The sequence below is a fragment of the Halobacillus trueperi genome (genome assembly GCF_003386945.1).
GTDB lineage: Bacteria > Bacillota > Bacilli > Bacillales > Halobacillaceae > Halobacillus > Halobacillus aidingensis.
In genome coordinates this window covers 1-19,770 of record NZ_QUAE01000007.1, presented here as the reverse complement: position 1 = coordinate 19,770, position 19,770 = coordinate 1, and the positions used below count along the sequence as shown (strand labels likewise).

Genomic DNA, 19,770 nt, shown 5'->3' with positions numbered 1-19,770 from the left:
AGAAAAGCTGAGTCTCTAGTTAGACTCAGCTTTTTTAGATGGTGTAAATTTATTCTCCTACAACAAACTCAAAGTTTCCTTCGAATTTAACGTCTTTCCCTAACAGCACACCGCCTGTCTCAAGAGCCGCATTATAGGTTAACCCATATGCTTCACGATCTATTTTTCCGCTCACATCGAAGCCTGCAATCGTGCTGCCATCCATCGGGCTCTTGGACGTCCCGTTATATTCAACCGTGAAGGTTTCCTGATGTGTCATCCCTTTAATTGTGAAGTCACCGGTCACTTCGAATTCATCACCCGATACTTTCTTAATGGAAGTGCTGCGGAACACGAGGTTTGGGTATTGATTGGCTTCGAAAAAGTCGCCGGAACGAAGGTGGCCGTCGCGTTGTTCGTTTCCTGTATTGATAGAAGTTACCGGAATAGTAACGGTCACTTGAGCTGAAGGTAGATCATTGAGGTCACCGGAAAATTCCACGTCGAACGTTTCAAATTCACCCTTCGCTTTTGATACCATCATATGTTTAATTTGGAAATTCAAGCTGCTGTGGACTTGATCCAACGTTAAATTAGTCATTTTACATTCTCCTTTGAAATAAAATAGTTTGAATTCTAAATAAAACTATACGCTCTATTTATTTCGAAGTCAAGATATTTTATATCGAGATATTGAAAGTGTGCAAAAAAAAGCCCTGGACCTAGGGGTGTCCGGGCTGCCTGTAAGTGAATTCATTTGTTCATTCGAAAATGGGCATTTAATTGCCCGCGAAGCATCCGTTCCATCACCTTTCCTTTGTTGGAAGACTGTAAATCTTTTCGGATCTCGTACGTTTGTACACCTTCCTCTCGTTTGTCAGCAATTTGCAAGAGGGTTTCAACATCAGAAAAAGAATACTTGCGTGTTCCTCTTTTGGTACGTTCGGGATAAATCAATATCCGCTCCTCATAATAACGTATTTGCCTGAGGGAGAGGCCTGTGAGTTCGTTGACCGTACCAATCGAAATGACTTTTTTGTGCTTGTAAGATGACATCACTTCTCCTCCTCGATGTTACACCTCCTTATGGTCGTTCGACCCTTGAAGCGAGAGCTTCGAGCTCCGTTAATGTTAACGACTGGAGCATTTCATCAGAGGCTTGATACATCCCTGCATCAATAAGTTTTTGAATGTAATGTTCTTTCATACTTTCAACGGCGGTCCTCAGATGGTTTTTCATTAAGGTTCACTCCCGTATGTGTGAAATATTTGCTTCTTTGGCATAACGAATCGTCGGGTTGGAAAAAGGACCATGCTCTCCTCCTATTCTTATCTGATGAATATAGAATAGCGGAAATTTATTTGTATGTCACTTAATATGTTAGAAAATCTAACATAAAATAATGATAATGTTATGTTTCATGACATAAACACATTCGACTTTTTTCACCTCTACCTCTGGGAAGGTATTGATATTATAATAAAGAAAAAATAATTGGATAGGTGGGAGCATGGATGGCTTTGATGACTTCAGCTCTAACGATGACAGATGCGCTGAATAGCATAGGAGAGAGCATCTTGCTTGCAGATCTCAATTATGATCTGGTGTGGATGAATGATGAGGCCAAAAATCTTTTCACGAAAATTGCTCCGTTATTCGGATACGAGCGCGCGGATGATTTAATTGGAGAGAATATGGACAAGTTTCATACCAACCCGGAAAGACAACGGGATCGTATGGAGAGGCTGACTGAGAAACATCAAGTGAGAATTAATATTAAGAATAAATTCGTCGCAGATACGGTAATTACCCCAATGAAAAATAACGAGGGGGAAACAAGCTACTATACCATCATGTTAATGGATGTAACGACGAAGGCTGAAGAAGAGGAGCGAAAGGACCATCTCATTGAGTCGCTTTCGATTCCTATTTTAAAAGTTTGGGATCATGCAGTAGCTGTTCCGCTTATTGGTGATTTGGATGAAAAAAGAGTGGATCATCTCATTTCTTCTCTCCTGAAAGAATGTACAGAAGGTGATATTCAATACGCCTTGATTGATTTGAGTGGAATCCATAAATTCAATGACCAGTTCAGCAGACACTTAAGGCAACTGAATCAATCGTTGCAATTGGTAGGAACAGAATGTCTGGTGGTAGGTATTACACCAAAGCTTGCCCTTTCGTTCCAATACTTTGGCAAAGGGCTTAAAACATTCAAAAATACGTATGCAGGATTACGGTACATCATACAGCACGATTCTTAAAGAGACTTGCCAGCAGGCAGGTCTTTTTTACATAGGAAGTGAACCTGGTTAGGTTGCTTATTCAACTAATTGGCAGGATTGTGTAAGACTCAGTTTCGAGACTTTTGTTGAGTGGATGGGGGCTGCGGGGAATGAGTCGCTTTCCGTGGGAGCGCGCCACTCCCCCACAGGAAAGCGAGTAGCTTCCCAACCACCCCTGACGCTCAACCCAGCAACGAAACCCGAAAGAGTCCCGAAACTGAGTCTTCAACAATCGGAAGCTATAATGAAATGGTGGATTTTTCGTCATCACTTCGGATCAATAGTTTACGATCCGTCCATTTAGTGAATGAATGGTGTAAAAGGACGGTGAAGGAACATGTGGATCAGACATTCATTCTTTAAGTACATCACAGCAGCTATACTTATACTCATCCTGTATTATTTCTTAGAAAAACTAGAGCTCTTGAATCCCATCAAGACGATCTTTGGAACGTTATTTTATCCATTGCTAATTGCTGGGTTCCTTTTTTATATTTTGCGACCTGCCGTGCATTTTATGGCAAAATCAAAGTTTTTACCTCTCCCTGTTGCCATTCTGCTTGTTTTTGCACTGATCGGGGTTCTCATTTATGGGGGAATCCGATTTTTAGCAGATACCATAAAAAAACAGATTACGGATATATCGAAGCTACCTGAAAAAATAAAACAGACAGCAGAAGAGGCGGGTCAAAAGCTGGAGCAAAACGATATGGGGATGGTGTCCGTTGTTTCCATTAAGCAGCGAGTAACGGAATACTTCGGTGGATTGACTCAACAGATCGGGGAACACATGATGAGTGTTTTCTCGACCATCGCGGGGGCGACTACCGTCTTGATTATCGTTCCGTTCGTTTTGTTTTTCTTTTTAAAAGATGGTCACAAACTGATTCCTTTCTTAAAAAGGGCCTTGCCTGAGAAACATAAACCACGCGGGGAAAAGGTGCTCAAAGATTTAGACTATACGGTTTCTTCTTATATTATCGGACAAGCGACAATCGCTGCTGTGGATGGTGTGCTGACGTATATCGGTTACGTCATCATCGGGCTTGATTATGCTTTGGTACTTGGGATCTTTGTGATGTTAACGTGTGTCATCCCATTTGTCGGGCCTGTCATTGGTGCGATTCCGGCGATTGTAGTCGCTCTCATGCAGGAACCTTCGATGGCTATTTATGTGATTATCACGTTCATTGTTGTCCAACAATTAGAGGGGAATTTGGTTGCCCCCTTGGTCTTTGGAGAACGCTTGGATATCCATCCGTTAACGGTCATTCTGTTACTTGTTGTGGCAGCACCATTGTATGGGGTGGTCGGAATGATTATCGCTGTACCTACTTATTCCGTATTGAAAGTATTGCTGAAACACGGGTATGATTTTTACCGACTCTATCATCCCTGAATAGAAAAACGTCCAGGATTTATTCCTGGACGTTTTTTAGCTTTTAATAGTCAATTGTTGAAGTGGACATTGCTTATGATAAAACCGCTCTTCGGCAGGGAAGGCATCTTTTTCAAACTGTAGCTGTAGTCTTGTTTCGGCACATCATAACCCAAGTGTTTGGTCATGTATCGGAAACTGGCTTGCAATACTTCAATGGTCGGCCATTCTCCTGGACAACGGTGTCCTTTATAATATCCGCCTCCGCCTTGAGGAATCAAGTCGAACAATCCTCCATCCCAGTCGATGAATCTCTCAGGATTGAATTGATCCGGATTCTCCCAAATTTTGGGATCATGGTTAATTCCATAAATGTCGATCAGGACAAGTTGATCTTTCTTAAACGGGTATTGCTGCCATGTGAAATCATGGTCGACCCTCGCTCCGAGAAAAGGAACGAAAGGGAAATAACGACGGACTTCCTGTGCGAATCGAAATAAATATTCATCATCGAGAGAGACGCGCGTTTGTGTTTCTGGATATTCATGAAGGGCAACACCGCCGAATGCGATGAATTTAGAAATGGCTACAAGTGGACGAATCACATTCAACACCTCAATTGCCGCCATTCTTGCGTCTAAGGGTTGGCCCTCTAAATCTTGATGCATAGCCATCTCGTGAATGGCTTTTCCTTTTTCTGCTTCAAGTTTCCCTTGCCGGACTTGTAATATTAGATCTTCCATCCAGTCCTCCGACCGTTTGCGTGCTCTCCGGCTTTCAATGTGCTTCGGCCCGACCGCACTGAATCCATCGATCATGTTACTCAAATCTCTCGTTCTTTTCTTCACTTCTTTTTCTTCTAATGGGATGCCGGCCCATTCGCACGCTGTCCGGCAAAGTAGTTCCCGAGACTCGTCGTAAAGCGTCACCTTTTTCATGCTGCTCCACTTTTTTGTGAAACGTGCCCAGTTTTTCGTTGTGATTTCATACAGTTCCTGCAGGGCATCAGGAGTCATCAATGACATGAATAGTAATTTGCGATGAGTGTGTGCATCCCCATCCATCGTCTGTATGGCATCTTCACCAAATAAAGTTTTCAAGACTCTCTTGGGGAGAGCATTTTTCCGGTTCATACGACTGGTGTCGTAAAACAGCTTTGCCCCCTCGATTCCGCTGAGAAGGGCCACCTTTTCTCCTAGAACTCTCGTTTCGTACACATCCAAATGGTGATTTTGAACCCGCTTTGGTATGAAGTTGTACCCGTCTTTAAAAATCGCGAGTGTATTGTCGATCGTCTTGTCTTTCGGCACTTTGACCGTCATTATGTAACGCCTCCTTTACTAGCAATCTCGTAGTCTTCTTTATTCCTTTTTCTTTACCTGGATAAACCGTCTTACAAAACTTCATAAAAACTATTGAATTTTCATGCATGAAAATGTATAGTTACTAACTATCACACGCTGTTTATTTATACTTAATTATGCATAAAAATGACAGAGGAGGACGAATCATGGCTATTCAACAGTCAAAAGTAAGCAGTATTCAAACATCTACATCCTATACAACGAAGCAATGGATGAAATTTTTTCTACCATCTTTGGTCGGGGTTCTACTATTCCTCGTCCCTATCTCTGTCGATGGACGGGTGACGATCGGACTCGGTTTGATGGCAGATGGGCTTCAAGCGACGATCGGCCCCTGGATTCCTTTGTTCATGACCATTGTGATCTCGCTTTCTGCGATAGGGAGTGTCGGGGTCAAAGTCTCGAACAGCAAAATAAGAAACCATCCATTCATTGCGAATGTTTTTGATGTCGGGCCGTTCTGGATGGGTTTGCGTTTCCTTGGAGCAGCTTTTGCTATCCTGACGCTCCTCGAGGCGGGCCCTTCCTTTATCGGTTCTGAACTGACAGGGGGCGTTGTCCTCTATGATTTAATTCCTGTACTTATGGTCTGGTTTCTATTTGCCAGTTTATTTATGCCGCTGTTGCTAGAATTCGGTTTGATGGACTTGATTGGAACGGTCGTAAGAAAAGTGATGCATCCACTGTTCAAGCTGCCTGGTCGTTCATCTGTAGATGCGATGGCATCGTGGATGGGGAGTGGGACGGTAGGTGTGCTATTGACCACCCAGCAGTATGAAAATGGTTACTATTCCAAACGTGAAGCGGCAGTCGTTGCGAGTAACTTTTCGATTGCATCGATTGCGTTCAGTCTTGTGATTGCGAAGTTTTTATCGATTGACCATATGTTTGTATCCTTTTATTTCACGGTCGTGGTTTGTGGGGTGGTAGCCGCTGTTATCTGCCCGAGAATTCCACCGCTTTCCTTGAAAAAAGAAACGTATCACGAGCCGGTAGGGAAACAGATTGATGAAATCGTGCCAGAAGGGACATCCACGTTCAAATTCGGTCTCGACCAGGCGGTAGCCAAAGCGGATCAGGTGAAAAGCGCTGGATCCATCGTGAGAAAAGGAATGTTCAATGTGGCGGATATTTGGTTCGGATTGATCCCACTCGTGATGGCACTTGGAACCATCGCGCTCGTTATTGCGGAATTCACACCAATATTCACATGGCTTTCCTACCCGTTCATTCCGTTTTTGAATCTGCTGCAAATACCAGAAGCTGCAGAGGCCGCACCGGCGATGATTGTTGGATTCGCAGATATGTTCCTACCCGCTGTGGTTGGAAGCGGAATTGAATCAGAACTGACCCGTTTCATTATTGGGGTCATGTCACTGACGCAGCTCATTTACATGTCTGAGATCGGCATCCTTTTAATTAAGTCGAAAATTCCGATCAACTTCTTTGAGCTTTTTGTAATTTTCCTGCAGCGTACGGTCATTACTCTACCGATTGCAGCACTACTCGCTCATCTCTTATTCTTTTAGAAATAGAAAAGGGATGGTTTTGATGATGTGGGGTTCCTGCAGCTTGAATCATGAATTGGATTATTCCTAGTAGGATTAGGTAATAAAAAGGCGCAGCTGAAAATTCAGCTGCGCCTCATTTATTTACAATAGGGGAGGTCATTACATGGATAGGTTTCGCTCATCCTTTCTTGTTTTTGGGGGTTATTACATAGCTGATTCTTTTGGGTAAGCGTTGATCTTTGTTTTCTTTTTTCTTGATCTTGTGAATAAGCGATAGATGGCCGGAATCAGTAACAAAGTAATGAATGTTGCAAAAAGAAGCCCGGATATAATGACTGTAGCCATCGGTGCTTGGTAGTTGCCTGCAGATCCGGTGGCAAGAGCAAGAGGCAACATTCCGCCTGCTGTGGTCAGACTGGTCATGAAAATCGGGCGCAATCGGTCTTTCCCGGATTGGGTGAGGGAGGTTTCTACGTCCCATCCAAGTTTTCTTAGCTGATTCGTTCTCGTAATGAAAAGAATTGCATTGTTCAGGACGATTCCGATCAGCATAACAATGCCCATGGCAGACATGACGCTAAGTTCTCTTTGAGTTAGGAATAAACCAAGGATGACACCGACCACTGTCATTGGAATGACGGACATGACGATGAGCGGGTGGAACAGGTGGTTGAACTGGACAGCCATAACGAGATAGACAAGGAAAATAGCAATGCCCAAAATGAGAAGCATTTCCTGTATAGCTTCTTGTTGGGCCTCTAAATCACCCGCAAGCGTCACATTATATCCAGTAGGTGTAACAAATTCATCGATAAGCTCTTGAACGTCACGGTTGATGGATCCAAGATCGCGCTCTTCAATATCAGCAGTCACTGAAATATATCGTTCTCCATCTACATGATTGATTTCATTCGGTGTATCGATTGTCTCAAGGGTTAGGAAGGTTGAAAGGGGTTGTTCTCCGTCTGTTGTAGGAATCGTGATACCAAGCAAGGACTCTTTAGACGTTGTCGGTTCTTCCCATTTCACGAGTAATGGTACATCTTTCTCATCAATAGTAAGCTCACTGATCGGCTGTTCAAGGAATGCTTGCTGAATCGTCTGACGTACCTGCCATTCATTCAAGCCTGCATCCTCAAGTGCTTTCTGGTCAATTTGAATGAGCTCTTCTTCTGCAGTTCGATCGATGGAAGTTTGGCTGGCCACAATTCCATCGATTTCTTCTAAATTTTCTTTGAAATCCTGAGATATTGCTCGTAATTCTTCGAAAGATTCTCCTTTTATTTGGACTTGGACAGGACTCCCGCCGCCTCCATCCATCACACTAGATACTTGATTGATTGGGTACTTTTCTTCTAAAGAACGAAGGGATTTGAAAATCTGTTCATTCACTTCTTTTTGCTCTGTGGTAATGTCGTCTTCTTTCGTCATGTTGATAATGGTGTATAGCATCCCACCGTTATCCATGACATAATCTGATTCGACATCATCAATCTTCTCCAATTCTTCGTGGACCGCCATCACAAGTTCTTGTTTATCTTCTTGGGACAATCCTTCCTCCACATCAATCATCAATTCGGCATAGCGATTGAAAACGTCTGGCATAATAGTCATTGGAATTTTCGTAATTAGGAAAAGGGATCCTGCGAACAATGTCACAAAAAGAAGTAGGACGCCAAGACTGTGACGTTTTTTTCTAACGGTCCAGGAAACCAGTCGATCATAGAACTTTAGAATAGGTCCTTCATGCCTGATCTGTTTCTTATTGCTCAGCTTCATAAATTTCTCTGCCAGAGATGGAATCAACGTAAAAGAAATGATGACAGAACTGATTAAAGTAATAGCAACGACAATCGACAAAACAATCATGAATTGCCCCATTTCTCCTCCAAGGAGACCAATAGGGAGGAAAACGACAATCGTTGTCATCATGGAAGCAAGAACAGCGGTAGCGACTTCTTTTATACCCGAAGTAACGGCTTCCATCCCTTTCATTCCGCTTTCTTTCTTATTGTAAATGGACTCCAAAATGACAATAGAAGAGTCGACCATCATCCCGATTCCAAGCCCAAGGCCGATGAGTGTCAGCATGTTCAAGCTGTAATCGAGCATCCACATGGAAGCGAGTGTAAGCAGAATAGAAGTAGGAATGGATATACTGATGATTAAAGTGGCTCTTAAGTTTCGTAGGAAAATGAACAGGATGGCAATGGCAATCAAACCTCCGACGAGGATGTTGCTTGTCACGCCGCTAATGGACTCTTCTACATAGTCGGCTTGAGCGACGACTTCGTTTATTTGAAAACGCTCAAAGAGACCTTCGTCTTCCATTGATTTTATTTCTTCCCTTACAGCAGAGGCCGTTTCAATGTCGGTGAAGTTATCGGATCCTCCGACTTGGATAAAAAGAAAATCTTTCGCGCCATTTTTCCATACAAAGGATGATTGCTCTTGAGGTCGTAGTGTCACTGTAGCGATTTCTTGAAGTGGGATGAATCCTGCTTGGGTAGGAATGCTGATGTTTTCTAAGTCACTGACTTGTTCAATCGATGATTTCCACCGGAGGGATGGAGTGTTCTCTTCTTTAGATAATTCACCTAAAGTAACCTCCTCATCCGCTTGTTGTAAAAGGGGAATGATTTGATCCAATTGTAACCCTCTATTTGTTAACTCCTGCTGGTTAAATTGGACGACCATTTCATTTTCTTGAATGCCCATGAGGTCAACATCGCGTACTTCAGGGAGCTCTTCGAGTCTTGGCTCGAGCGTATTTGTAGCAAACTCACTCATTTCTTCCATTTCTCCACCTGAAAGATCTAGAAAGAATTGATAGCTTTGAGTCGTCCCATACTGCCCAGCCTCTACCCGATCCACAGCAAGGGAAGATGTGACTTGATTGGTTATGGCTTCTGCCTCTTTTATGGCCTCGGGACCTTCCCCGCGTTCAAAGGTCATTTGAATGGAACTTCGTCCGTCAAAAGAGGTGGACCGTATTTCTTCCACTTCCTTTATACTTTCCAGCTGCCTCTCGAGGGGGTTTGTAATCGTACGTTCGACTTCTGCTGCCGGTTGGCTGCCAGCATCAACATTGATGTATCCGCTATCCATAGAAAGAGGTGGAAGAAGCTCTTCGTCCATGTTCAACATGGCATAACCACCTATGATGAGGATGAGCATCATTACAAGTCCAATTAAGATTTTCCTTTGCAAAATAAACTTCAGTACTCTCATATCCTTCTCCTCCTTATCGTGACACGAAATTAATTATATCCTGAACTCATGTAAACATGAGGGAAATTTTTCATTCAGATAAAAATTTTACAAATAGTTCCTGCACATTCTAAGCATAGGCGACTTAGATAATTTTCACCTTTAGCTTTGGGCGTATTTCATTTACGTCTCTGGACCTATTTTTTCCATTTGGCCAGAACACTTCTTAGAACTTGATATCTCATCTTCGTGTGTTGTAGAGTATGAAAGAGCTTATTAAGGTCTCTCTGCTTCTTACTAGACCTTATGAACGAATCCTGACTAAGGAGGATTTTTATGGAAACGAAAGAGTTGAATAAGGGGAACGGATGGGCGCTGATTCCTTTCGGGGTATTCATCCTGTTGTTCATCGGGTCTGGAATACTGACCGGTGACTTCTATAAAATGCCTGTATTGGTGGCTGTTTTCGCCGCGATTCTTGTTGCCCTTTTCATGAATAGAAAAACAGCTTTCCAAACGAAATTACAACAATTGACGGAAGGCGGAGGTCACTCCAACATTATTTTGATGGTGATCATCTTCTTATTGGCCGGTGCTTTTTCTACGGTCGCTGAAGGGATGGGAGCTGTTGATTCAACTGTCAACTTAGGTTTGAGTATATTGCCAGGGAACTTGCTCATTGTCGGTTTGTTTATCATCGCTTGTTTCATTTCCATCTCGATGGGGACCTCTGTGGGGACGATTGTTGCTCTGGCCTCTGTTGGAATGGGCATTGCAGAGCAGACAGATGTCGCAGCCGCCCTGACAATGGGAGCAATCGTCAGTGGAGCGATGTTTGGAGATAATCTATCCATTATTTCTGATACGACAATTGCCGCTGTCCGTACACAAGGGACAGAAATGAAGGACAAATTTAAAGCAAACTTCTTTATCGTTCTTCCGGCTGCGGTTGTGACGGCTATTATTTTTGGTGTTCTCACAATGGATGCAGCGTCTACGCTTCAGGATGAACATCCGTTTAACATTGTAAAAGTGTTGCCGTACCTAGGAGTTCTTATTTTTGCTATTATGGGCATCAATGTCATCTATGTCCTTATGGGAGGCATCGGCTTTGCAGGCTTGATCGGCCTCTTTATGGGAGAATTTTCAGGGATGGAATTCGTGACCCTATTAGGGGATGGTTTTGCCGGCATGCAGGAATTGGCCTTGCTTGTCATCCTGCTAGGAGGACTTGTTGAACTGATTCGGCAAAATGGAGGCATTGATTTTCTGATTCACAAAATAAGTCGAGGCGCTCATTCGAATAGAGGTGGAGAATTTAGTATCGCAGGATTGGTAAGCGCCGTGAACGTATCTACTGCCAATAATACGATTTCCATCATGACAGCTGGTCCGCTTGCTAAACAAATCTCAGAACGGTTTGAGATTGACTCTAAAAGGTCAGCGAGCCTTTTGGACATCTTCTCAAGTTCTGTCCAAGGCTTGCTTCCGTATGGCGCTCAAATTTTGTCCGTGGCAGGGGTGGCAAGTATATCGCCAGTCAGTATTGTCCCATACTGTTTTTATCCGATTCTGCTTGCTCTTTCAGGAGTTCTGGCTATCCTGTTTCGATTTCCAAGGTTTACGGTTCGAAATTAATGGGTTCAAAATAATAGGATAGGGAATATTTACAGTACCAGGCGTTCCGTCTGGTACTGAATTTATAATTAAGGTCTATTTTTAAAGAGGAGATTGATTTATGGAAGTTTCCATCGAGGACATTAACAGCAGTGATGTCGCAGTGTTGCATGAGTGGGAAATGGATGAAAAATTACAAGTTCAAACAGGTGTGGATGTCCCGCGTACATATGAACAATTTTTAAAAGCGTATGAAGCCTACTTCAATGGTGAAAAGCCGAATCTATTTATGAAAGCTGTGGTTCTGGATGGTCGCTTAATTGGTAAGTTAGAATTGTTCCGCACCCCAGAAAGAGATTTTATCGGAATGGTCATCGCAGAAAAGAGGAATTGTGGTGTAGGAACGGAGGCGCTTCAATTATTCTTGGAAGAGATTTATATTCTTTTTGGTATGGAGAACGTTTTTGCAGAAGTGTACGAGGATAACCAAGGGAGCCTGCGTTTTTTTGAAAAGAACGGATTTGTACCCACAGGGGAAGTCACAGAAGAATGGTTCAGAGGTAAAATAAGGCCATTGGTTACATTGAAAAAAGAGCTTAAATAAAGCCTGTCCATCACGGCAATGATGGGCAGGCATTTTTATTTGTTCGTGATTCTTTTTTCATGTTTGTGTGAAAGAGCGGCTGCTTCGTTGACAGCGGTCAACTGAAAGGCATCTTCTTTCTTAATGGTCGGTTTCTCTTGATGGAGGATGTCGTCCACCCATTGTTGCAGAGGGGAATGGATTGCCGTTGGGAGGTCAGGATACGTCCATTCATTCATCCCATGGGTGCTGCTTTTAATTCGCGTTTCATTTCCCTCAACCATAAGTGTCCCGTCCGTCCCGTAAATCTCGAGCTGAAAAGGGCTTCCCGTTGAGACAAAACTCGCTTCCAACACCGCAAGAATACCAGATTCATACTCTACGGTGGCGACAGAGTGGTCATCTACACCCCGCCCCATGAGCGAATGAAGACGGCCAGATACGGCCGTAGGTTTTCCGGCGAGGCGGTTCGCCAAATAAATCGGGTGGGCACCGAGGTCGATCAACGTCCCGCCTCCGCATTGATTCTTGTCAAAAAAGCGTTCAGGAAGCCACCCATTCGGATGGTCTTCATTTGGTACGGCTCCATTATGTGCAACACGGCAACGGATCATATTTACGGTCCCGAGCACCCCGTCATCTATGACCTTTTGGGCATATAGATAAAAACGAGAAGTCAATCTAGGTAAAGAAATCATAAATTTAACGCCGGCATTCTCCAAACTAGAGAAAATTTCTTCATCGTCCTTTCTACTGAAAGAGAGGACTTTTTCTGTATAAATATGCTTTCCGTGATTGGCAGCTGCCATGATGATTTCCTTATGAAGATTTGTTGGACTTGTGACAATGACACCATCGATTTCAGGGTCTGAAAGCACGCGTTCGAGTTGATCATCGAAAGGTACCTCGAGTTCCTTGGCCCACACTTGGCCCCGCTCCACATCTTCATCCCAAACTTTCGAGATGCTAATATTGGGGTTTTCAGAAGCTTCTCGTGCATAATCCACGGCATGTACGTGCCACTTGCTTAATAAAGCTACACGAATCATCGGTCCAACTCCTTACTGGTTATCATTAATTGTAATCAGCGCCTGCTTGAGATCATTGAAGGTCTCCAGTTCCTCAAAATTCATTTCAGACTGGATCGCCGCAATGGCCATCTCTGTACGAATTCCGGTCAGCACCGTTCTTGTTCCCAGCAGCTTAATGGTTTTTGTTAAATTGAACAAGTCATTAATAAAAACTTCATTGAACGTAGCGATCCCTGAAAAATCAATGAATAATAGCCGTAATCCATGCTCTTTGACTTTATGTAACGTGTGATCTTTCACCACATCGAAACGTTCCGTGGAAAATTCCCCAACCAATGGAAGAACAGCTTGAAATTCATCGATAAGGACGACGGGGGTAGAGACAGCATTCAAATGCTTCTCCATTTCTTCATGTTCTCTTTCTTTGGTTTTGTTATAACTGTCTGTCGTCGCTCGAATAGCCGCGTCAAATGCTGTGACAACTTCTTCTGCAACGACGAACCCTTCTTCAATTTTGGCTTCCTGGATCAAGTTCGAACTCCGCATATGCTTCATGAGAGAAAGACGGAAGACACTCAACACATCCACGGTCTGTTTCAAAAGAACTCCTTTAGAGTAGAGGTAATTTTCGGTGTCATAGCCGATGGCAGCTGCATTTGTTTCATCTGGATGCTGCAAAAGGCTTTTAGCTACGCGGTCAAGAAGTAGACGAAGCATTTCAAAATGATAATTCAGATCTTGATCTGTATAGTTGATTTGCAGCTTGTCCAAGGTTTTCGGGAGTAACTCGTTTACTAATGCGGTTTGGTTATCATGAAAATATTGGGCTAAACGTTCATTTAATCGATCCATATCGTTCTCCTTCCATTAACGTTAGTCTTTCTTATACCCCATTTTATCCTAGTATAACGATTATTGGGAGATTTTCATCAGAATTTTCCGTGGATACAGAAATGAAAAGGTACCAGGTTCCAAGGAACGCCCATCATGTACCTGGTACCAAACCGGTTGAATGTAGTGAATGTGGTACCAGGTACAGTAGGATAGAATCAACGTACCTGGTACCCCAAAGGATAGGAAGCATGCCAGGTTTAGAAAAGATATTGCTTGTTAAGCGTCTGTACTCATTCCTAGGACAGCCACATATTGATTATCAAAGAAGGGGACAAAGTCATTGCCCTTCCACGTAAGCGGGGTTTGAACAGATCCTAATCCATCCGCATTATACTGGCCGATAATACGTTGAAAAGCGAACAATTCATAAACCCCATCTCCGTCAAAATCGATGGGGTAAAGGGTGTTCAAACCAGATACGGAGCCTTGTAGTGGTGCTTTTAATGTTCCGTTCTCATTATAAATTTCTGATAGATACTCAGAGTCCCTGTTGCTGAGGTCGATGAGAAAAGAAAGACCGAGCGTTTTGTTTAGAACTTCAACTTTATACTGATTTTGATAATTGACTTCATATTCATAAGCTTCATCGAACGTTTCATAGTCAAAGAGGACCTGTGGTTGGTTGTTTATAAATGAAAACAAATAGTAGTATCCAAAACCGCCACTCCCACCAGAATCCATGCTAATCAAGATGTCATCGACGCCGTCACCTGTGAAGTCCCCAAGAAAAAGACGCGGTTGATATCCCATGTTCGTTTTTAATGGGACATTATAGAAAAGGTTCGTTTGTCCATCCTGAATGACCAGAGTAATGTTCGTGATATACGGACTATCCGGTGTTTTTTCTCCGACTAGAAAAACTTGGTCTTCGATGAAGTCCCCATTCACATCCCCTTTGGCATAGGAGAGGATGTTCGAAGTTGCTGAGGGCTGTTGCTGCCTGTAGAAATAGGGGTACGTGTACATGAAAAAAGCCACCTTTTTTCAATACTTTATGCAGAATGGGCGAGGTGTGACAGTACTGTACCTTAAAAAAGAGCCGTATAAAACGGCTCTTGGTATATTAAAGACGGCTGAAGCCTTCTTGCTCCAGGAAGTTCACGGCTTCTTCATAGGAATTGAACGTACCTTCCAACTGTTCTTCAGCGTACACATGAAAACCATCTTCTTCACGCATAAGAACAAGCGACTGATCGTTGGCGTTCAGCCATTCCTCCATCACTGGATTTTTCTCGGCAGGGGAGAGGGACAAAGATTCGATCGCTTCCCGGATTAACGTGCGGAGTTCATCGGCGCTCATCTCCTTAATATTGACCATCCCTTTGTCGTCCGTAGCATAGTCATCCATCTCACCTGCATAAACAAATCCGTTGCCATTCGGATGGAGCCGGTAAACGACAATTTTTTTATCATACACGCTTTCTTCATAATGGAAATTCACTCTTCCAAGGGAGATTTCTTTCTTTTCAAGTTCAGGAAATTCTTCAATGATGTTCAGTTTTTCTTCAAATGTAAGCATAAGTTCCTCCTGAGGTATTTTTGTAGCCCTAGTATAGCACAAGAAGACGAATGAACGCCTTGGTTTGCTATTCAGGAAGAATCGTGGTATATTATATGAGCGATGAGCTGTTTGTGTAAGACGAAGTACATGCTTTTTATAAAAGCTAAACGACGAATGTGGTCGTCGGTATATTCGCGACAAAAGTCGAAAGCCTTTCCTCACTGGAGGAAAGGCTTTTTTTGATGGAAATTATTTTTTCCCAAAATTCATACGAGCATATCGTCCACGTACCATTTGGTAGATACCATATAAAATCAATCCAATGGCGGCAATACCTAGTAAGGCTTGTCCGTAAGGCTGCTGGGCAATTTCAGAAAGTGCTCCGTCCAGACCTTTGGCTTCATCAGGATTTGCGGACAAGGCAGTTTGAATGAAAAAGAATCCGATGAGTGCAAGTACAATTCCTCTTGCTGATAATCCAAATTTACCTGGTTTTTCTGCTACATTCCTTTTATGGCGGTCCATTTCCAGTGTATTCATCTTTTTCATAAAGCGTCCTGTACTTCCTTGATAAATTTCATAAATACCATACCCTATGACAATAGCTCCAACAATCCCGACAAGCCATTGACCAAAAGGCTGAGACAAGAGTTTAGCTGAAAGCGTCTGTTCTGAATTTCCACTGCTGGAACCAGCATTGAGGGCAAATTTAATTGCATTGAAAGCCAGGGAACCATAAATAATGGCACCTACAATGTAACCAATTCGAGTAATCAACCCTTTCCCATCTGTTCCTTCATGGTTGGGGTCCATGATGGCTTTTATCGCGAGCCAGGAGATATATCCGATCAAACCGATGCCAATAATCCAAAGTAATATTTCTCCAAAAGCGACGCCGGCAAGAGAGCGGAACATCCCTGTCGTTCCGGTTGTTTTCCCGCCGAATCCAAGAGCGGCCATCAGGGTCAATACTCCGATAAGGGCATAAACAATCCCCTTGGCCATGAAACCGGTCCTTCCGAATCTCCGCACCCATGGTTTGATTTCTTCGCTTGCTTCTGAGCGCTTGTTCTTGTTTGTTGTTATCGTAGAAGCCATAGTATCCCTCTCATTTCGCTAGAATAGTTTTTAATGTAATTCCCACATTTGTAGAAAAAGAAACTTTCCGTAAAAAGAGAAATGATATAATGCAAGGGAAAGAAAGGTGACGGATCATGTATCTAACAGTTAAAGAAACAGCAGAATTCCTTGAGCTTCCTGAAGACTATGTCCGGCAGTTGATCTTGAATCATAAAATTAAGACCATTCATGATGGGCGGCAGTATCTGATCAATAAAAATCAATTCCACAACCATCTGGAACAGATGGAAAACTACCGGAAAATGATTCAGGAATACCTGAGCGAACCTCTCCCGGAAGATCCGGATGTTAAAGATGAAGATTAGTGAAATGAAATAAAAGAAGCAGAGCTTTTTCAGCTCTGCTTCTATTAGAAGAATGTGGACAGAAAAACATTATGATTTTCGAATATTATGAATATAGACTTAATCTCGCGTAGCAATGGCTTCTATTTCCACTTTTGCACCTTTAGGAAGTTTGCTGACTTCTACAGCTGCGCGAGCAGGATAAGGCTCACTCAAATAACTTGCATACACATCATTGACTACAGCAAAATCATCCATCGAGTCTAAGTAGATGTTCATTTTCGCAACATTATTGAAAGAGAGATCTACCTCTTCAAGTATCGCACGAATGTTTTTCATCACACGGTGTGTCTGTTCTTTAATATCGTTAGAGACAAATTCCATCGTCTCCGGATCCAGAGGGATTTGCCCAGAAATAAAAATGATATGTCCAAGGTCTGTGGCCTGAGAATATGGACCAATCGCACTTGGTGCTTGATTCGTTGAAACAGCTTTAAACATGACTGACACTCCTTTATGTAGGTTTTCATTCATCCTATCACGATTTTTGTGATAGAGAAATAGAATCATTACCCGGGAAATATCGACAATATACCTAAAGAACCTCCGTAGAACAACTAGAAAATGACGAGAAAGACTTATTTCGAAATATTTTTGTCCGATATAATACGTATAGCGTAGTTAAATAATCAGAAAAATTATTATGTTTTAAAATTATTTTAAAATAGTAGTTTAGATTCGTTTATTTAGGGTAAGGTACGAGTGGAGGAGATGAAATTATGCCTTATAAAGTACGGTTAGAGCAACAAATAGAAGAATTAAGAACGCGCATGTATGAAATCTATAACAATAACCCTACGGATGATGAGCTATTGAAAATTTCACAAGAATTAGATGATCTATTGAATCGTTTTAGTGAACAGAGAAAATACCAATGTTCCAATTAAATTAGATGAAATGTACATAGGGCCATGTGTGTTTGAATCCCTACAGCCACTATGGTATCTTAATATCAATGCCACCCTAGCAATCGAAACGACTGCGGGAAACTTAACCATTTCTATAGGGTGGCAGGTTACATAACAATCATGGACCTCCTGCGAGTTGCGCAGGAGGTTTTTTTATGTTTAATTTTCGGTTTCAGACTTATAAAAGACTGTAGAGAAATAACATTAGTGAATACTCTTGGAATCGCTTTATTTTTAAGAAAAAAAAGATAAAAAAATAAATATTCAGATAATGGGTTGTGATTCGACAAGAACAACGCTAGAATACTTCTTACATTCAAATTTGAAAGGAGGCTCAGCGATGATCACGTTTATCGCATCTATTGTTTTACTTGTCGTCGGATATCTTTTTTATGCAAAGGTGGTTGAACGAATTTTCGGCATTAATGATCAGAAAAAGACCCCTGCATTTGAAAGAAACGATGGTTTTGACTATGTGCCAATGAGCTGGTGGAAAGCGAGTCTCATACAGCTATTAAACATCGCTGGGCTTGGTCCTATATTCGGAGCAGTAATGGGAGCTTTGTACGGCCCTGTGGCATTTATCTGGATCGTTGTCGGCTCCATCTTTGCAGGAGCTGTGCATGATTATTTCTCAGGAATGCTTTCCCTTCGGCATGACGGAGCCCAATACCCGACGCTTGTTGGGAAATACTTAGGCCGTCCTGCCCGTTCGGTTATCAATCTTTTATCTATCGGCCTTATGATCCTGGTAGCCGCAGCATTTACGGCAGGCCCGGCTCAACTGATGGCAGAAATTACGCCACTCGGATTCTTTACATCTGTGATTATCATTTTTGCCTATTTTTTAATTGCCACTCTTCTACCTATAAATAAAATCATCGGAAAAGTGTACCCGTTATTCGGGGCAATCTTAATCTTCATGGCTGTATCCATTGGAATAGGGATGTTCTTCTTTGATCACCCGATTCCGAATCTGACGGTCAGCAATCTCCATCCAGATGAATTACCGATCTGGCCGATGCTGATGGTGACAATTTCATGTGGAGCTATATCCGGCTTCCACAGTACACAAAGCCCGATTCTTGCCCGGACGTTGAAAAAAGAGAGTGAAGGAAGAAAAGTGTTCTATGGTGCCATGATCGCTGAAGGAATTATTGCCTTGATCTGGGCAGCAGCCGGTATGACATTCTTCGGAAACACAGGAGGTCTGCAAACGGCACTAGCAGAGGGAGGACCAGCCGGAGTTATTAACGAAATCAGCAGTACTACCCTTGGTACGCTAGGTGGAGTTCTTGCCGTTCTTGGGGTCATCATTCTTCCAATCACTACGGGGGATACAGCGTTGCGCTCTTCACGTATGATGCTCGTTGATTTTGCTCGTCAGGTCAGTAAAAAGAAATTCGAAGGAAAATGGACACCTCTATTATTCGCAATCCCGGTTGCAATTCCGACGTTCCTGTTAACGCAAATGGATTACAGCTTTCTTTGGAGGTATGTAGGTTGGTCCAATCAGGTTGTTGCGACAGTTATGCTTTGGACAGGAGCCATGTACTTGTTGAAAAATCACAAGTTCCACTGGATCTGCAGTGTTCCCGCCCTGTTCATGACAGCTGTAGTAAGTTCGTATATTTTCTACGCTCCTGAAGGATTTGGGATGGAGTATTCCACATCCATGATTTTAGGATCCATCATCTGGCTAGTCGTACTAACATGGTTCGTATGGCAAGTGATCAAACAGAAAGTGAGAAAAGAAGATACGGTCATCACCTCAAAAGCAGGATGATACAAAAGCCGCTTAGCCCCAAGGCTAAGCGGCTTTTATTATTTTCCATCTTATTAAAGATAATGGCAGGATTGTGGAAGACTCAGTTTCGAGACTTTTGTTGAGTGGATGGGGGCTGCGGGGAATGAGTCGCTTTCCGTGGGAGCGCGGTGAGCCTCCTCGGACTGCGTCCTGCGGGGTCTCACCATGCACTTTTTTCCCACAGGAGTCTCCCCATTCCCCTCCGCCCCTTTACCGT

Annotated in this window: 19 protein-coding genes; 8 read left to right on the top strand and 11 right to left on the bottom strand. The window is 42.8% G+C overall.

From position 1 onward, the window contains the following. Positions 1-49: 49 nt before the first annotated feature. From DYE48_RS10465 to DYE48_RS10455, 3 genes are all read right to left on the bottom strand, one after another. Positions 50-580, bottom strand: coding sequence for a YceI family protein (locus tag DYE48_RS10465; RefSeq protein ID WP_115823576.1), 531 nt, complete (start codon positions 578-580; stop codon positions 50-52). Between the two features lie 152 nt (positions 581-732). Continuing rightward, positions 733-1,035, bottom strand: coding sequence for a MerR family transcriptional regulator (locus tag DYE48_RS10460; RefSeq protein ID WP_115823575.1), 303 nt, complete (start codon positions 1,033-1,035; stop codon positions 733-735). Between the two features lie 28 nt (positions 1,036-1,063). Next, positions 1,064-1,219 carry a Fur-regulated basic protein FbpA gene (locus DYE48_RS10455; protein ID WP_089653454.1) on the bottom strand — a complete coding sequence of 52 codons (156 nt, stop codon included), beginning with the start codon at positions 1,217-1,219 and terminating at the stop codon, positions 1,064-1,066. A 275-nt stretch (positions 1,220-1,494) separates the two neighbouring features. On the opposite strand from DYE48_RS10455, the gene DYE48_RS10450 reads away from it, so the two are divergent. Together DYE48_RS10450 and DYE48_RS10445 are read left to right on the top strand one after the other, a co-directional pair. Continuing rightward, positions 1,495-2,244, top strand: a complete 750-nt coding sequence (locus DYE48_RS10450) for an STAS domain-containing protein (RefSeq protein WP_115823574.1) — start codon at positions 1,495-1,497, stop codon at positions 2,242-2,244. 358 nt (positions 2,245-2,602) lie between these two features. Further along, a complete protein-coding gene (locus DYE48_RS10445) occupies positions 2,603-3,664 on the top strand; it encodes an AI-2E family transporter (protein ID WP_115823573.1) in 1,062 nt (353 codons plus the stop codon). Between the two features lie 50 nt (positions 3,665-3,714). On the opposite strand, the gene cypC is transcribed toward DYE48_RS10445, so the two are convergent. Beyond that, a complete protein-coding gene (gene cypC / locus DYE48_RS10440; protein ID WP_115823572.1) occupies positions 3,715-4,965 on the bottom strand; it encodes a CYP152 family fatty-acid peroxygenase CypC in 1,251 nt (416 codons plus the stop codon). A 188-nt stretch (positions 4,966-5,153) separates the two neighbouring features. On the opposite strand from cypC, the gene DYE48_RS10435 reads away from it, so the two are divergent. Further along, complete coding sequence (locus tag DYE48_RS10435) at positions 5,154-6,536, top strand: YjiH family protein (RefSeq protein ID WP_115823571.1); 1,383 nt, start codon at positions 5,154-5,156, stop codon at positions 6,534-6,536. A gap of 186 nt (positions 6,537-6,722) precedes the next feature. On the opposite strand, the gene DYE48_RS10430 is transcribed toward DYE48_RS10435, so the two are convergent. After that, positions 6,723-9,749 (bottom strand): efflux RND transporter permease subunit, encoded by a 3,027-nt coding sequence (locus tag DYE48_RS10430; RefSeq protein WP_115823570.1) that lies wholly within the window; start codon positions 9,747-9,749, stop codon positions 6,723-6,725. Between the two features lie 315 nt (positions 9,750-10,064). On the opposite strand from DYE48_RS10430, the gene DYE48_RS10425 reads away from it, so the two are divergent. Beyond that, the gene (locus DYE48_RS10425; protein ID WP_115823569.1) at positions 10,065-11,366 is read left to right on the top strand and encodes a Na+/H+ antiporter NhaC family protein; all 1,302 of its coding nucleotides are present in this window, start codon (positions 10,065-10,067) and stop codon (positions 11,364-11,366) included. Between the two features lie 100 nt (positions 11,367-11,466). Next, positions 11,467-11,949: a GNAT family N-acetyltransferase gene (locus DYE48_RS10420; RefSeq protein ID WP_115823568.1), complete on the top strand. Its 483-nt coding sequence runs from the start codon at positions 11,467-11,469 to the stop codon at positions 11,947-11,949. Between the two features lie 35 nt (positions 11,950-11,984). Here the strand turns inward: DYE48_RS10420 and DYE48_RS10415 are convergent, their stop codons facing one another. The 5 genes from DYE48_RS10415 to DYE48_RS10395 form a co-directional block, all read right to left on the bottom strand. Further along, positions 11,985-12,977, bottom strand: a complete 993-nt coding sequence (locus DYE48_RS10415; RefSeq protein ID WP_115823567.1) for a Gfo/Idh/MocA family protein — start codon at positions 12,975-12,977, stop codon at positions 11,985-11,987. Positions 12,978-12,989: 12 nt separating this feature from the next. Beyond that, positions 12,990-13,811 carry an STAS domain-containing protein gene (locus DYE48_RS10410; RefSeq protein WP_115823566.1) on the bottom strand — a complete coding sequence of 274 codons (822 nt, stop codon included), beginning with the start codon at positions 13,809-13,811 and terminating at the stop codon, positions 12,990-12,992. Between the two features lie 258 nt (positions 13,812-14,069). After that, on the bottom strand, positions 14,070-14,819 hold the full coding sequence (locus DYE48_RS10405; RefSeq protein ID WP_115823565.1) for a VCBS repeat-containing protein: 750 nt from the start codon (positions 14,817-14,819) through the stop codon (positions 14,070-14,072). A gap of 97 nt (positions 14,820-14,916) precedes the next feature. Beyond that, the gene (locus DYE48_RS10400) at positions 14,917-15,372 is read right to left on the bottom strand and encodes a hypothetical protein (protein WP_115823564.1); all 456 of its coding nucleotides are present in this window, start codon (positions 15,370-15,372) and stop codon (positions 14,917-14,919) included. 231 nt (positions 15,373-15,603) lie between these two features. Next, on the bottom strand, positions 15,604-16,452 hold the full coding sequence (locus DYE48_RS10395; protein WP_115823563.1) for a DUF1206 domain-containing protein: 849 nt from the start codon (positions 16,450-16,452) through the stop codon (positions 15,604-15,606). A 116-nt stretch (positions 16,453-16,568) separates the two neighbouring features. Between DYE48_RS10395 and DYE48_RS10390 the strand changes: the two genes are divergently transcribed. Further along, a complete protein-coding gene (locus DYE48_RS10390; RefSeq protein WP_115823562.1) occupies positions 16,569-16,799 on the top strand; it encodes an excisionase family DNA-binding protein in 231 nt (76 codons plus the stop codon). A 99-nt stretch (positions 16,800-16,898) separates the two neighbouring features. Here DYE48_RS10390 and DYE48_RS10385 read toward each other — a convergent pair whose 3' ends face one another. Beyond that, on the bottom strand, positions 16,899-17,279 hold the full coding sequence (locus DYE48_RS10385; protein ID WP_089653413.1) for a RidA family protein: 381 nt from the start codon (positions 17,277-17,279) through the stop codon (positions 16,899-16,901). A gap of 278 nt (positions 17,280-17,557) precedes the next feature. Here DYE48_RS10385 and DYE48_RS10380 point away from each other — a divergent pair, with 278 nt between their 5' ends. Beyond that, a complete protein-coding gene (locus DYE48_RS10380) occupies positions 17,558-17,725 on the top strand; it encodes an aspartyl-phosphate phosphatase Spo0E family protein (protein ID WP_115823561.1) in 168 nt (55 codons plus the stop codon). Between the two features lie 361 nt (positions 17,726-18,086). Beyond that, positions 18,087-19,532 carry a carbon starvation CstA family protein gene (locus tag DYE48_RS10375; protein ID WP_115823560.1) on the top strand — a complete coding sequence of 482 codons (1,446 nt, stop codon included), beginning with the start codon at positions 18,087-18,089 and terminating at the stop codon, positions 19,530-19,532. Positions 19,533-19,770: the final 238 nt, after the last annotated feature.

Coding starts and splice junctions, on each gene's coding strand:
- DYE48_RS10465 (WP_115823576.1), bottom strand. CDS start 580: ATGACTAATTTAACGTTGGATCAAGTCCACAGCAGCTTGAATTTCCAA.
- DYE48_RS10460 (WP_115823575.1), bottom strand. CDS start 1,035: ATGTCATCTTACAAGCACAAAAAAGTCATTTCGATTGGTACGGTCAAC.
- DYE48_RS10455 (WP_089653454.1), bottom strand. CDS start 1,219: ATGAAAAACCATCTGAGGACCGCCGTTGAAAGTATGAAAGAACATTAC.
- DYE48_RS10450 (WP_115823574.1), top strand. CDS start 1,495: ATGGCTTTGATGACTTCAGCTCTAACGATGACAGATGCGCTGAATAGC.
- DYE48_RS10445 (WP_115823573.1), top strand. CDS start 2,603: ATGTGGATCAGACATTCATTCTTTAAGTACATCACAGCAGCTATACTT.
- cypC (WP_115823572.1), bottom strand. CDS start 4,965: ATGACGGTCAAAGTGCCGAAAGACAAGACGATCGACAATACACTCGCG.
- DYE48_RS10435 (WP_115823571.1), top strand. CDS start 5,154: ATGGCTATTCAACAGTCAAAAGTAAGCAGTATTCAAACATCTACATCC.
- DYE48_RS10430 (WP_115823570.1), bottom strand. CDS start 9,749: ATGAGAGTACTGAAGTTTATTTTGCAAAGGAAAATCTTAATTGGACTT.
- DYE48_RS10425 (WP_115823569.1), top strand. CDS start 10,065: ATGGAAACGAAAGAGTTGAATAAGGGGAACGGATGGGCGCTGATTCCT.
- DYE48_RS10420 (WP_115823568.1), top strand. CDS start 11,467: ATGGAAGTTTCCATCGAGGACATTAACAGCAGTGATGTCGCAGTGTTG.
- DYE48_RS10415 (WP_115823567.1), bottom strand. CDS start 12,977: ATGATTCGTGTAGCTTTATTAAGCAAGTGGCACGTACATGCCGTGGAT.
- DYE48_RS10410 (WP_115823566.1), bottom strand. CDS start 13,811: ATGGATCGATTAAATGAACGTTTAGCCCAATATTTTCATGATAACCAA.
- DYE48_RS10405 (WP_115823565.1), bottom strand. CDS start 14,819: ATGTACACGTACCCCTATTTCTACAGGCAGCAACAGCCCTCAGCAACT.
- DYE48_RS10400 (WP_115823564.1), bottom strand. CDS start 15,372: ATGCTTACATTTGAAGAAAAACTGAACATCATTGAAGAATTTCCTGAA.
- DYE48_RS10395 (WP_115823563.1), bottom strand. CDS start 16,452: ATGGCTTCTACGATAACAACAAACAAGAACAAGCGCTCAGAAGCAAGC.
- DYE48_RS10390 (WP_115823562.1), top strand. CDS start 16,569: ATGTATCTAACAGTTAAAGAAACAGCAGAATTCCTTGAGCTTCCTGAA.
- DYE48_RS10385 (WP_089653413.1), bottom strand. CDS start 17,279: ATGTTTAAAGCTGTTTCAACGAATCAAGCACCAAGTGCGATTGGTCCA.
- DYE48_RS10380 (WP_115823561.1), top strand. CDS start 17,558: ATGCCTTATAAAGTACGGTTAGAGCAACAAATAGAAGAATTAAGAACG.
- DYE48_RS10375 (WP_115823560.1), top strand. CDS start 18,087: ATGATCACGTTTATCGCATCTATTGTTTTACTTGTCGTCGGATATCTT.